Source organism: Staphylococcus sp. GDX8P114P-2 (assembly GCF_017892945.1).
GTDB classification, from domain to species: domain Bacteria; phylum Bacillota; class Bacilli; order Staphylococcales; family Staphylococcaceae; genus Staphylococcus; species Staphylococcus arlettae.
Map to the genome: position 1 here is coordinate 70,567 of NZ_JAESMB010000013.1, position 12,786 is coordinate 83,352.

15 protein-coding genes are annotated in these 12,786 nt (G+C 31.8%); 1 reads left to right on the forward strand and 14 read right to left on the reverse strand.

Annotation, left to right across the window (positions count from 1 at the left end):
• Nucleotides 1-22 precede the first annotated feature (22 nt).
• The gene (lepA, locus tag KA845_RS06965; protein ID WP_021459916.1) at nucleotides 23-1,846 is read right to left on the reverse strand and encodes a translation elongation factor 4; all 1,824 of its coding nucleotides are present in this window, start codon (nucleotides 1,844-1,846) and stop codon (nucleotides 23-25) included.
• 301 nt (nucleotides 1,847-2,147) lie between these two features.
• On the opposite strand from lepA, the gene rpsT reads away from it, so the two are divergent.
• Nucleotides 2,148-2,399, forward strand: coding sequence for a 30S ribosomal protein S20 (rpsT, locus tag KA845_RS06970; RefSeq protein ID WP_002510493.1), 252 nt, complete (start codon nucleotides 2,148-2,150; stop codon nucleotides 2,397-2,399).
• Between the two features lie 37 nt (nucleotides 2,400-2,436).
• Here rpsT and holA read toward each other — a convergent pair whose 3' ends face one another.
• The 13 genes from holA to mtnN all read right to left on the reverse strand — a co-directional run bounded on the left by holA (nucleotide 2,437) and on the right by mtnN (nucleotide 12,587).
• On the reverse strand, nucleotides 2,437-3,411 hold the full coding sequence (gene holA / locus KA845_RS06975; protein ID WP_002510492.1) for a DNA polymerase III subunit delta: 975 nt from the start codon (nucleotides 3,409-3,411) through the stop codon (nucleotides 2,437-2,439).
• A 70-nt stretch (nucleotides 3,412-3,481) separates the two neighbouring features.
• Complete coding sequence (locus KA845_RS06980; protein WP_002510491.1) at nucleotides 3,482-5,539, reverse strand: DNA internalization-related competence protein ComEC/Rec2; 2,058 nt, start codon at nucleotides 5,537-5,539, stop codon at nucleotides 3,482-3,484.
• A 145-nt stretch (nucleotides 5,540-5,684) separates the two neighbouring features.
• Nucleotides 5,685-6,146, reverse strand: a complete 462-nt coding sequence (locus KA845_RS06985; protein WP_002510490.1) for a ComE operon protein 2 — start codon at nucleotides 6,144-6,146, stop codon at nucleotides 5,685-5,687.
• Nucleotides 6,147-6,225: 79 nt separating this feature from the next.
• Nucleotides 6,226-6,864, reverse strand: coding sequence for a helix-hairpin-helix domain-containing protein (locus KA845_RS06990; RefSeq protein ID WP_021459915.1), 639 nt, complete (start codon nucleotides 6,862-6,864; stop codon nucleotides 6,226-6,228).
• Nucleotides 6,865-6,912: 48 nt separating this feature from the next.
• Nucleotides 6,913-7,629: a class I SAM-dependent DNA methyltransferase gene (locus KA845_RS06995; RefSeq protein ID WP_021459914.1), complete on the reverse strand. Its 717-nt coding sequence runs from the start codon at nucleotides 7,627-7,629 to the stop codon at nucleotides 6,913-6,915.
• 2 nt (nucleotides 7,630-7,631) lie between these two features.
• Nucleotides 7,632-7,985 (reverse strand): ribosome silencing factor, encoded by a 354-nt coding sequence (gene rsfS, locus KA845_RS07000; protein ID WP_103387858.1) that lies wholly within the window; start codon nucleotides 7,983-7,985, stop codon nucleotides 7,632-7,634.
• Nucleotides 7,986-8,570, reverse strand: coding sequence for a bis(5'-nucleosyl)-tetraphosphatase (symmetrical) YqeK (gene yqeK, locus KA845_RS07005; protein WP_002510486.1), 585 nt, complete (start codon nucleotides 8,568-8,570; stop codon nucleotides 7,986-7,988).
• Nucleotides 8,560-9,132, reverse strand: coding sequence for a nicotinate (nicotinamide) nucleotide adenylyltransferase (gene nadD / locus KA845_RS07010; protein WP_002510485.1), 573 nt, complete (start codon nucleotides 9,130-9,132; stop codon nucleotides 8,560-8,562). Before nadD ends, yqeK begins: the two co-directional genes overlap by 11 nt.
• On the reverse strand, nucleotides 9,132-9,422 hold the full coding sequence (yhbY, locus tag KA845_RS07015) for a ribosome assembly RNA-binding protein YhbY (protein ID WP_002510484.1): 291 nt from the start codon (nucleotides 9,420-9,422) through the stop codon (nucleotides 9,132-9,134). The genes nadD and yhbY overlap by 1 nt, the downstream gene beginning before the upstream one ends.
• Nucleotides 9,423-9,434: 12 nt before the next feature.
• Nucleotides 9,435-10,232, reverse strand: a complete 798-nt coding sequence (aroE, locus tag KA845_RS07020; protein WP_002510483.1) for a shikimate dehydrogenase — start codon at nucleotides 10,230-10,232, stop codon at nucleotides 9,435-9,437.
• Between the two features lie 13 nt (nucleotides 10,233-10,245).
• Complete coding sequence (gene yqeH, locus KA845_RS07025; protein WP_103387857.1) at nucleotides 10,246-11,352, reverse strand: ribosome biogenesis GTPase YqeH; 1,107 nt, start codon at nucleotides 11,350-11,352, stop codon at nucleotides 10,246-10,248.
• On the reverse strand, nucleotides 11,353-11,880 hold the full coding sequence (locus tag KA845_RS07030) for a YqeG family HAD IIIA-type phosphatase (protein ID WP_002510481.1): 528 nt from the start codon (nucleotides 11,878-11,880) through the stop codon (nucleotides 11,353-11,355).
• 20 nt (nucleotides 11,881-11,900) lie between these two features.
• On the reverse strand, nucleotides 11,901-12,587 hold the full coding sequence (gene mtnN / locus KA845_RS07035) for a 5'-methylthioadenosine/S-adenosylhomocysteine nucleosidase (RefSeq protein WP_002510480.1): 687 nt from the start codon (nucleotides 12,585-12,587) through the stop codon (nucleotides 11,901-11,903).
• Nucleotides 12,588-12,786 lie beyond the last annotated feature (199 nt).

The window sequence follows — 12,786 nt, forward strand, 5'->3', positions numbered from 1 at the left end:
TTTAAACCCCAAATAATTATTGTTAATCTTCATCCATTTTCAACACTGCTAAGAACGCGTCTTGAGGTATTTCAACATTACCAACAGCTTTCATTTTAGCTTTACCGGCTTTTTGTTTTTCTAACAATTTACGTTTACGACTGATATCTCCGCCGTAACATTTAGATAAAACATTTTTACCCATAGATTTAATATTAGTTCTGGCAACAATTTTTTGACCTATTGCAGCTTGTACTGGAACTTCGAATTGTTGACGTGGGATTAAAGTTTTTAGTTTTTCAACTAATGCCTTACCACGTTCATAGGCGAAATCTTTATGCACAATAAAGCTTAAAGCATCAACTTTTTCTCCATTAAGCAAGATATCCATTTTCACTAGGTCACTCTCTTTATTGTCTATAAACTCATAGTCAAAAGAAGCATAACCTTTTGTATTTGATTTAAGTTGATCAAAGAAATCAAACACTACTTCTGCTAATGGAATTTCGTATACTATATTCACACGAATATCATCTAAATAATCCATATTAACGAATTGGCCACGTTTACGTTGACATAATTCCATTACTGAACCTACATAGTCATTCGGCACCATCATTGTCGCTTTAACAAAAGGTTCATAGACTGTATCAATTTGATCTCTTTCAGGCATTTGCGCTGGATTATCTACTGTCACTTCTTCTCCGTTTTTCAAAATACATTGATATATAACAGAAGGTGCAGTAGCAATTAATTCAATACCGAATTCACGTTCAATTCGTTCTTGAATAATTTCCATATGTAACATCCCTAAAAATCCTGTACGATAGCCAAAGCCTAATGCTTGTGATGATTCCGGCTCAAATTCAAGTGATGCATCATTCAGTTGTAGTTTTTCTAATGCTTCTCTTAAATCATTGTAGTTTTTATTATCAATCGGGAATAAACCACAATAGACCATCGGGTTCATCTTTTTATAACCTTGTAAAGGATTATCGGCTGGACGTTCTGCATGCGTTATCGTATCACCTACACGAGAATCGTCGACATTTTTAATACTCGCAATAATATAACCAACATCACCTACTGTTAACTCGTCTATAGGTAGTTGTTTAGGAGTATTGATACCTACTTCAGACACTTCAAATGTTTTTCCTGTAGCCATCATTTTAATACGGTCACCAGGCTTAACTACGCCTTCTACTATACGTATAGAAGAAACAACACCTCTATAAGGATCGTATTCAGAATCAAATATCAAAGCCTTCAACGGTGCTTCTGGATCACCTTCTGGCGGCGGCACTGTTTCGACAATTTGTTCCAAAATTTCTTCGATACCAATATTTGATTTGGCACTTGCTAAGACTACATCTGATTGATCTATACCAATAACGTCTTCTAATTCTTGTTTTACACGTTCTGGTTCAGCTGCAGGTAAATCAATTTTATTAACTACAGGTAATAATTCCAAATCATTATCGAGTGCTAAGTAAACATTAGCTAATGTTTGTGCTTCGATACCTTGTGCTGAATCTACGACAAGAATAGCACCTTCACATGCCGCTAGAGATCTAGACACTTCATAAGTAAAGTCGACATGCCCCGGTGTATCTATTAAATGAAATGTATATACTTCACCGTCTTTAGCCTCATATTTTAGGCGTACAGCATTTAATTTAATTGTTATTCCACGTTCTCGTTCTAAATCCATAGAATCTAATAACTGATGTTGCATATCACGTGTTTCCACGGATTTAGTGTTTTCAAGTATTCTGTCAGCTAATGTAGATTTCCCATGGTCTATATGTGCAATAATTGAAAAGTTTCGTATATATTGTCGTCTATTCAATCGTTCTTGTTTATCCATGTTTTATCAGTCTCACTTTCATAATTCTAGCCCGTAAATATGTAACATATCTTTGATATAATAACGTTTTTAATCTATTATTGCAAACTTATCAAAAGCTATATACTTTTTTCGACTTTATCTGTAACATATTCATTATAAAGATATTCGGACAACATGCCAAATATTATTTTCAAATTAAGTAATCATGCAATCTAGCTTAAATAAATGATTGCAGAAAGCGCATTGATTTGATAAAATATCTTTTGTTGTAATCAAAATTAATTTTGATAGCGAAGATCACTTTTAGGAGGTGACACACATGGCAAACATCAAATCTGCAATCAAACGTGTTAATACTACACAAGTTGCTGAAGATCGTAATAATTCACAAAAAACTGAAATGCGTTCAGCTGTAAAAAAAGCTAAATCAGCAATCAACAATAATGCTGATAACAAAGCTGAATTAGTAAGTTTAGCTGTAAAAAAAGTAGATAAAGCTGCACAACGCAACTTAATCCACTCAAACAAAGCTGACCGTATTAAATCATCATTAATGACAGCTGCTAAATAATAAAAAAGTTCAAGCCTTTGCTTGAACTTTTTTTTATTTATAATGACAAAATAAACAATTCTAGAATTAACTGCTTATCCATATATGATGATTTCAATTTATAATCTGTTTCTGCACAACTATCTACAATATTTAATAATTGATCGATACTGTACTGACGCGCATGATTCAATGCCAGTTTTACTCGGTATGGATGTACATTTATTGTTTTAGCAATTTGTTGTCCACTATAACCTTTTTGACTTAATATTTTACTTTGATAATATAAGCGATAATTACTTGTAATTAAGGCTAATAGTTTAATAGGTTCTTCTTTCATTACAATTAGATCTTTTACTAACTGAACAGCTTTAGTCTTCTTGTTTTGTTGGATATATTCTGTTAACAAAAACACATTTTGTTCTAAGCTTCTATTTACAATTTGTAATACATCCTGTTTATTAATTGTAGGCCTATCTCCTAAAAACAATTCTAATTTACCTAATTCTTGTTTTACTATATTAAAATTCACACCAGTAAGCTCAATAAATAAGTTTAATGCATCTTGTTTAATATCTTTGTAATTTTGATTAAGCGTTTGTTTAATCCATTGTTTTATTTCTTCTTCAGACATTTGTTCTATTTTTTTCAATTGAGTCTGCTCTTTTAATTTTTTCACTAATTTTTTTCGCTCATCCAATTTCGAATGATAAACCTCAAAAATAATAAGCGTCTCACCGTCATATTTTTCAATAAATTCAAGTAGTTGTGTTGTATTATGATTAACATCTTTAGGTGCTTTTTCTCCAGTAAAAACATACGCGTTTTGTACTAACACTACCTTTTTATCCGAAAGAAACGGTAAAGTTAATGATTCCTCAATTATTGTCGACAAATCCGTTTCATATAAATTAAATTTCACGAAATTGAATTCATCTTTCGGCATTTCTAAATAATCAGCTACAATTTCATTCGTTTTTTTCTCTATCAATTCAGGTACTTCGCCATAAATTGTAATAATATTTTCGCTCATTCTTAGCATCCTTTCAAAACGACAAACAATATTTATTATAGCATTTGTATATCCGACTCTCTATATATCACTATGATTTTTCCACAGAAGTTTTCATTTGTGCGTCAAACACAATAGTAATTGCACCGTGTTGCGCGGTATTATAAATCTTGTCAGATGACTTGGCAAGCCTTGATACTACTTGTGATGCTGGAAATTGGTATCTATTATTCTTACTTGCCGATATAACGCTAATTTTAGGTTTTATGGACGCTATAAATTCACCACTACTACTAGTTATACTACCATGGTGACCAACTTTTAATACATCGATATTTTTTAAGTTATAACGTTGTAATAATAATTGTTCATTGCGAATTGTAGCATCTGCCATTAAGAGCAATTGATACTGTTTATAGTTTATCAACGTAATAATAGAATGTTCATTTTTATCATCCGAAGTTATAATAGCTGCATCTAATAATTGTATGCTACATTCATCCAAATCTATATGTGTAATTGTCGTGCTATCTATAATTGAAATATTATGAAGTTTAGCGATTGTAAATATATTGCTATATTGTACTGACTGATATGAAGAAGGATTGATAATAAGTGATTTTATTTTTACCATAGAGGCTAAATATTTAAATTCACCCATATGATCTAAATGAGGATGCGTAATAATTAAATAGTCTAACTGATGAATATTTCTTTGTTTTAAAGCCGGTAATATTTTATATTTAGTTATACTGCCACGATAATCTTTATTTGATGGCATCAACTTTCCACCGGTATCAATCATTACAGTACGATGCTGTGGTGTTTCAAAAAGCATGGCATCTCCATTACCAACATCAAATAATGTAAACCTAGCTAGATGGTCAAATGGGAGTAGCGCTATAATTAATGTCAAACTCAAACAGACAATAGCACATTTGAGATACCATTTCATTACATAAAACATAAAAATTGTTAAGACACTAATAAACACAAATACTAATTCAATATGAGTTAATTTCGGAATATACCATTGCCAATGACTTAATGGCAACAATAAATTTACTAGTAAATCATGTAACCAAAAGAACAATTGCATAATATGTTTAATTAAATATAATGCATGCGTAATATGACTTAATAAAAAACATACTATTGCTAATGGAAATAATAGAAATGTATAAAATGGAATAAAAAATAAGTTGGCAATTAACCCCACCCATTGAATTTCATTAAAATGCACAGCACTAATGATAAAAGCTCCTAAAAACGTAATAATATTAAGATGCCAAAATGTACGTAATGGATAATCTTTAGCTATTAGTGGCTTACCAAGTAATATAAATAATGTAATTAAAAATGAGAATTGAAATCCTATATCGTAAATATATGCGGGAAATAATAATAAAACAATTAAAAAGGTAGTTGCTAAAATATCAATAGGATGTTGTAGTATTTTTCGAGGCAGCAGTATAATTAATAAAGCTGATATAATTGCACGTAATGCGCTTGGTACGAAATCAACATAAAAGGCATAGCACGGTAATGCAATACATAATAAACACTTTATAACAGGTATAGGTATGCGCAACGCTGTACATGTCATTTGAATGATAATTATAATGCTAACAATATGAGAACCACTGACTGCTAGCAAATGGTAAATTCCTATTCTTTTAACATCTTCAAGTTGGTCTACTGATAATAAATGTACATCTCCAAAAAGTAGTGCTAAAACACGACCATACTCTTTTCCACCATACTTTTCCATTTGATTATAAATAAAGTTTTTATGCGTGTTAAAAATGTTAGGCAGTTTGGTAGTATCTTTATGGCATGATTTAACGTCAATTTGTTTGACTATAACAACTACATCGTTAGCTTTGCTAGTATGAAAATATCCTTTAATATGGCAGTTGAAGTGCGTTAAATCTATTTTCTGCTGCTTTTGTTGACCGTAATTGTAATGATGAAATGAAAAATGTTGATTATTAAGTTGTATTGTTCCAACTACTTTATGATTATGATGTGATTTAAAGGAAATGAAAGTTCCATGTTGTTTGATTTCTGGGTGTGCTAAAAGTGTTTGTGTTTCGAGGTTATTATTATGGAGATAAGAAGTATAATAAGTTGCACTAATAATAGGCATTATTAGTACAACAATATATACAAAAAGATGTTGCTTTTTTCGATAGAGTATAAATAGAGACAATAGAAAAAGAAATATCGCTAAGCTTTTAATATGTAGCCACATTATACCTATTAAAAAACTAACGGCAACATAAAGCATAAAATTAGTTATTCAATAAGTATTGAGCCACATGTTGTTGATTAAATGGTATTTTTTTATACTCAATACCCTCTTGTTCAAGAAGTTGTATAGCGTAATGATGATTATGATAATCTTCAGCATAATAAATTGTTGTGATGCCAGCTTGAATAATTGATTTTGTACAATTGAGACAAGGAAAATGTGTGACATAAATAGTTGCTCCTGCTGACGACACACCTTGTTTGGCACATTGCAACAAAGCATTCATTTCAGCATGAATTGTTCTAATACAATGACCATCTTCTATTAAGCATCCTTCATCAATGCAATGTACTTCCCCTGCCACAGAACCATTATAGCCACCTGCAATAATTCTATTATCTTTAACAATTGTTGCACCTACCGATAATCTTTCGCACGTAGAACGTAATGCTAATAATTGACTTTGTGCCATGAAATACTCTTCCCATTTGATTCGTTCCATTATTTGAGCGCCTCCAATTTATATGTATAATTTATCATTAATTATAGATTAATTTGTATACCTTAATTATGCAACATTATTAAACGGTAAATTCGCTTTGTAATCTTTCGAATGTTTTGTCACCAATGCCTCTGATTTCTTTTAATTGTTCAACACTCTCAAAAGGACCATTATTAGTTCGATATTCAATAATAGCTTGTGCTTTAGCCGGTCCAATACCATTGACATTTTTCAATTCTTCTTCGGTTGCAGTATTGAGATTTACTTGTTGTTGATTGCTTTTATCTGTCTTAAACTGTGTAGCTATATTTGTTGTTATTTCCCCTTTTCGAGGAATAATGATTAATTTTTGATCTATTAATTTTTCGGCAAGGTTAATTTGATTCAAATCAGCATCCGTTGTCGGCACTGCTTTTTCTAATAACTGCTTTACTCTATCAGAAGATCTCATTTTATAGACATTAGGCTTTTCAACGGATCCTTTTATATCAACATAAATAAACTCATTTCCTTTTGAATTAGAGACAGCAGAATTTGACTTAACTTCTTTAGCCTTATCATTAATATGCGAAGGATGAACAACTTCTTTTGATTGCGATGGTGTGGAATATACTTTAACTAACAACACACCAATAAAAAAACATAATAAAAATGCACCTACGACATAAATTATTCTATCGATAATCCACAACTTCAGTTGTTCAAATCGTTTTAACATATAAAATCACTCCTTTATACAATACACGTACAAAGGAGTGATTTTACTTTATTTACGAACAATGAAAAATAGTCTGTAGCCTTCTTCACTGTGATTCGTTGTATCAAAATCTACGAATGTCGATATATTTGTGAAGCCTGCAGCTTGTAATAAATGTCGATATTCAGCTTCTTCAAAAGAACGTTGATAATGTGATTCATCAAACCTCTTATAAACGCCATTTGTTTGGCTCACAAAAAACGTCATATCATGCCATACACTGTAAGGTTCTTCTCCTACTACTGCGTCCCATCCTAAAAACACATCTGCTGTTTCATTAATATAACTTTGGTTATTGAAAAGCGTTTGCATTTTATAAATGGTATGAACGTCAAACATAAACACACCATCAGGTGATAAATGTTGATAAACGTGTTCAAAAGTAGATTGGACTTCTGCCTTACTAGTTAAATAATTTAATGAGTCACAAAATATTGAAATGACGCTGAATGACTGATTTAAATTAAAATCGGTCATATCACCTTCTATCCAATTTACACTTTGTGATTTTGATGAGGCTAAACTTAACATATCGATACTCAAATCCATACCAGTGACTTGATCAAATTCAGTTAATAAGCTTGTTAAACTACCCGTTCCACAACCAATATCTAGAATTGATTGCTTATCATTAGAAAATTGATTGACTATTGCTAGCCAAGACTCATAGGGTTGATCAAATGTTAATTGATCATAAAATAAACTCAATTCCTCGTATTGGACCATAATTAATAAACAGCCTGTCTGTACGTTTCGATAGGAGCATCTCGATACAATTTCTCAACATTATAATAATCACGCTCATCTTTATGGAAAATATGAACAACAACATCTGCTAAATCGATAAGGACCCATCTTGCTTCGTTATAGCCCTCCATGCGTTTCACTTCAATTTCAGCTTCTTGTGCGCTATCTTTAACGGCTTTAGCTATTGATTGCACTTGTCTTTCATTATTTCCGTGGCAGACTACGAAATAATCAGTCATATCACTAATTTCTTTCATGTTAATTGAAATAATATCTTCTGCTTTTTTGTTTTCTGTTGCTTCGACAGCAATGTTTAATAATTGATTTGAATTCATTTAATCATCCTTTACTCTTTCGTCACTATAATTGTAATAATTCAAGCATGCAATGGTAGCGTCATAAACATTAATATCTTTACTGATTAAATATAACACTGTACGCTTAGAAATTTCATAAATGGTTTTATCTAAGCTACCTTGATTGTATGCTAATTCTCTAATTTCTTCAACGCCTGGGGTCTGTCTACCTGGTTCGATATAATCAGCAATAAATACTAATTTTTCTGTTTTAGTCATCTGAGCTCTGCCAGTTGTGTGATTTTTAATAGCTAGTAGCACTTCTTCGTCGTCTATACCAAATGTTTCTTGCATGATTAAAGCTGCTACAGGGCCATGTAAAATTTCAACACCATAGCTTAATAAATTACTATCTAAACCACGTGATGTGACAATTTGATACATTGTACCTAAATCATCATACTTACAATAATCATGTAATACTCCGGCAAGCTCAGCTTTTTGGGCATCGCCATCATAAATTTCAGCTAATTTTACAGCTGTCTCAGCAACATTGAGTGAATGAGTCACTCGTTTTTCTGGTAATTTGTCTTTAATTAATGCAACTGCTTGTTCAATTTTCATACAATCCTTCCCCTCTGATAAAACGCTCAACACTATTAGATACTAGCATTTTAATTGACTGGTTATCTTTGACGCGGTTTCTAATCATGGTTGAACTAATATCTACACGTGGGATATTTAGTGCAACCATGTCAGACGCGACTTCTTGTGTTGATGTATCTCTATTTACAATAATAAAGGTTATATATAATTTTAATTCATCTATTTTATACCATTTATTTAGTTGTTCGTATTGATCTGTGCCAATTACTACATAAAGTTTACTTAACGGATGGTTCTTTTTAATTTCCATAATAGTATCGTAAGTATAACTTTGACCTTGACGTTCTATTTCATCATAACAAATTTCACCAAAACCTAAGTCTTCGATGGCAAGTTTAATCATTTTTGTTCGCAATGATGCATCTAAATAGTCATTATGGCTTTTTAATGGAGACATAAAACTAGGAATAAAATAAAATTTAGCAGGTTTAATATGTGCATACACTTCGCTAGCAACTATCATATGACCAAGATGAATTGGGTTAAATTGTCCACCATAAATCACAATTGATTGTGTCATTATGGTAGATTGATTTGCTTGTTTTCTTCAGATTCTTTATAAAGAACAATCATAGACCCAATGACTTGGACAATTTGGCTACCTGTAGCATCACTAAGCTCTTGTGCTAAATCATTTTTATCTTCAAAGTTATTTTGTAAAATATGAACTTTTATTAATTCACGTTTTTCTAACAGTTCAGCAATTTGTGCGACCATATTGTCGTTAACACCTGCTTTACCAATTTGAAACGTTGGATCAATATTATGTGCTTTACTTCTTAAAAATCTTTTTTGTTTTCCAGTTAGCATAGATATGCTCCTTTATAAATAATTTAGTACTGTACTTCTCATAACATCATAATTTGGTTGTTGTTGTGTCCATATTTTGTAGCTTTCTGCTCCTTGATACACAAACATATCTAAACCATTATGAATTGGGTTTCCTTTTTGTTCGGCAGCAGCTAGAATAGGCGTTTTAAACGGCACATAAACAATATCACTCACAAGTGTTTGTGGTGATAAATAATCTAAATGAATAGGTAATTCTAAATTATCATCCATACCTGCAGGTGTTGTATTGATAATTATATCAAACTCTGACAACACTGGTTCAACATCTACTAATGAGGCAGTATTGACATCTAAATTCCAATGATCAAAGCGGGATAATGTTCTATTAGCAACTGTAATTTTAGGATTGACGTATTTTATTAATTCATTTGTAATGCCTTTACTTGCGCCACCTGCCCCTAAAATTAAAATATATGCATTTTCTAAATCGGGATAAACCTCTTTTAAAGATTTTACATAACCGATACCATCTGTATTATAGCCAATCCATTTATCGTCTTGGATTAACACGGTATTAACTGCACCCACCGTTTCGGCTTGTTCATCAATTTCATCTAAATAAGGAAGAATACTTTCTTTATGCGGAATTGTAACATTAAAGCCATCTAAACCCTGTTCCTTAATTATTTCTTTGATTGAATGAAAGTGCTGAGGATCAATGCGTAATGCATCGTAAGTGTGTTGATCACCAACCGCCTTAAAATTGGCATTATGCATTACAGGTGATAATGAGTGTTCGATAGGACTTCCAATTACTGCAAACTTCAATGTTAATCACACCTTACATTATTGAATTTCTTAATATCACATCTACATTTTTAGGTACTCTCACAATAACTTTAGCACCAGCATCTATAGTAATAAAACCTAGACCAGCAATCATTACATCACGTTTTTCTTTACCAGTTTCTAATCTAACGGCTTTAACATTATCCAAATCAAATTGTGTCGGATCACTTGGTGGTGTTAGTACTGAACCTAGTTGATTTCTCCATAAGTCGTTCGCCTTTTCTGTTTTAGTTCTATGGATTTTTAAATTATTGGAAAAATAACAAATTAATGGTCGTTTACCACCAACAACATAGTCAATACGTGCCAACCCACCAAAAAATAGTGTTTGTCCTTCATTTAATTGATAAACACGTTGTTTTACTTCATTTTTAGGCATTATTGTTTTTAATTCTTTATCACTAACAAAATGTGTCATTTGATGTTCTTGTATAATACCTGGCGTATCAAACATAAATGAAGTTTCATCCAGTGGTATATCAATCATATCAAGCGTTGTACCTGGGAAACGAGATGTTGTTACTGTATCCTTTTCACCGACACTTTGTTCAATTAATTTATTTATCAATGTAGATTTACCTACATTTGTAGTGCCCACGATATAAACATCTTGTTGATTACGATGTGACTCAATAGCCTGCATTAAATCGTCAATACCCCAGCCTTTCTCAGCCGATATTAGAACAACTGTTTCCGCTTCAAGTCCATATTTTCGTGCTGTTTTCTTTAACCATTCTGTCACTCGACGCTTATTAATTTGTTTAGGTAATAAATCTAATTTGTTTGCTACTAGTATAACTTTTTTATTACCAACAATGCGTTTTAGCGCATTGATAAATGAACCTTCAAAATCAAAAACATCGACAACATTAACAATAATGCCTTTTTTATCTGCTAAGCCATTTAATAAGTTTAGGAAATCATCACTATTCATACCGACATCTTGCACTTCGTTATAATTTTTCAATCGGAAACAACGTTTACAAATAACATCTTCTCGAAATAAATTATGTTCTGGGACATAGCCTGCCGCTTCTGGATTGTCAGATTGCAATGGTGCGCCACAACCTATACATTTAAGTTCGTCTAATTCACTCAATCAATTTTCCTCCCATGTAATGTATCCTTTTTTTCTGAAATGTTGTAATAATCTACGTTCAATAATGCGGTTAAATTTAGTTACAAATCCATCTGTTTGTTTAACAGGTACTACCATTATTGTAAATAAGCCACGTCGTTTGCCTCCGAATACATCAGTCAACATTTGATCACCAATCACTACAACTTCATCTGGTTGTAATGCCATTTGTTTAGTAGCACGATTAAATGCTTTACCTCTTGGTTTACGAGCTTTAAAAATACAGTCTACTTCTAATGGTTTGGCAAATTCAGCTACACGACGTTCATTATTGTTAGATACGATTGTTACCGTGATACCATGCTTTTTTGCTTTTTGAAACCATGCCTTTACCTCTTCAGTTGGTTCTTCAACATCCCAACCTACTAGTGTATTATCTAAGTCAGTTATAATACCTTTTACGCCACTTTCAGCTAATTTTGCAATATCAATTTGAAAAATTGATTTTACATATTCGTTTGGCATAAAATACTTTTTAAATATCCCCATAATTAAATTCACCTTTATTATTAAATTGATTTAATCAAACATTCTACCATATTACTTGACGATACAGCAGCAGTTTTTAAAAATTCATCAAATGAAATACCTGCATCACCATTTGCTAAATCTGATATAGCACGTGTAATAATGAAAGGTACGTTAAATTGATAACAAGTTTGAGCAATTGCTGTGGCTTCCATTTCTACAGCCAACGCTTCTGGAAATTGTTGTTTTATTTTTTGTTTTTGTGTAGTAGAACCAATAAAACTATCACCACTAACTATTAATCCGGTCTTAGCAGTATGTTGAATAGCGTTAATAGCATTCTCTGCAAGTGTCAACAGCCTGTCATCAGCAGTAAACGTTAATGGCATTTGTGGAATTTGTCCAAACTCGTAACCAAAAGCAGTTGCATCTGCATCATGATATGCAACATCACTACTAACTACAACATCACCTACTGATAAATGTTCATCTAATGCTCCAGCTGAACCAGTATTGATAATCATGTCCGGATGAAACTTTTCAATCAATAAAGTAGTAGAAATTGCAACGTTCACTTTACCTATACCACTTTGAGACAAAACTACTTCCTTATTGTTTAATAAACCTTTATAAAATTTCACGTGACCTACAGTTATCTCACTTAAGTTCACTAAGTTATTTTTTAATATCGCAACTTCTTCTTCCATTGCGCCAATTATACCTATCATTATAAGTCACCTCATTGTAAATTCATAGCCTTTGCTATTTTATCACATTTCATTTGAATGCTCGATACAAAGATTTGAAATACATAATCTCCAAGTAATACACTGCAAATATATACGTATATCCTAATATTTTATTGCAATTTAATAATAGCAAATAAAAACGCCATTCTGTATTTTGAATGACGTTCGCACAAAATGA

What these genes read in the sequence shown, in the direction of transcription:
- lepA (WP_021459916.1), bottom strand. Translation starts at nt 1,846, where the DNA reads ATGGATAAACAAGAACGATTGAATAGACGACAATATATACGAAACTTT.
- rpsT (WP_002510493.1), top strand. Translation starts at nt 2,148, where the DNA reads ATGGCAAACATCAAATCTGCAATCAAACGTGTTAATACTACACAAGTT.
- holA (WP_002510492.1), bottom strand. Translation starts at nt 3,411, where the DNA reads ATGAGCGAAAATATTATTACAATTTATGGCGAAGTACCTGAATTGATA.
- KA845_RS06980 (WP_002510491.1), bottom strand. Translation starts at nt 5,539, where the DNA reads ATGCCTATTATTAGTGCAACTTATTATACTTCTTATCTCCATAATAAT.
- KA845_RS06985 (WP_002510490.1), bottom strand. Translation starts at nt 6,146, where the DNA reads ATGGAACGAATCAAATGGGAAGAGTATTTCATGGCACAAAGTCAATTA.
- KA845_RS06990 (WP_021459915.1), bottom strand. Translation starts at nt 6,864, where the DNA reads ATGTTAAAACGATTTGAACAACTGAAGTTGTGGATTATCGATAGAATA.
- KA845_RS06995 (WP_021459914.1), bottom strand. Translation starts at nt 7,629, where the DNA reads ATGGTCCAATACGAGGAATTGAGTTTATTTTATGATCAATTAACATTT.
- rsfS (WP_103387858.1), bottom strand. Translation starts at nt 7,985, where the DNA reads ATGAATTCAAATCAATTATTAAACATTGCTGTCGAAGCAACAGAAAAC.
- yqeK (WP_002510486.1), bottom strand. Translation starts at nt 8,570, where the DNA reads ATGAAAATTGAACAAGCAGTTGCATTAATTAAAGACAAATTACCAGAA.
- nadD (WP_002510485.1), bottom strand. Translation starts at nt 9,132, where the DNA reads ATGACACAATCAATTGTGATTTATGGTGGACAATTTAACCCAATTCAT.
- yhbY (WP_002510484.1), bottom strand. Translation starts at nt 9,422, where the DNA reads ATGCTAACTGGAAAACAAAAAAGATTTTTAAGAAGTAAAGCACATAAT.
- KA845_RS07030 (WP_002510481.1), bottom strand. Translation starts at nt 11,880, where the DNA reads ATGGGGATATTTAAAAAGTATTTTATGCCAAACGAATATGTAAAATCA.
- mtnN (WP_002510480.1), bottom strand. Translation starts at nt 12,587, where the DNA reads ATGATAGGTATAATTGGCGCAATGGAAGAAGAAGTTGCGATATTAAAA.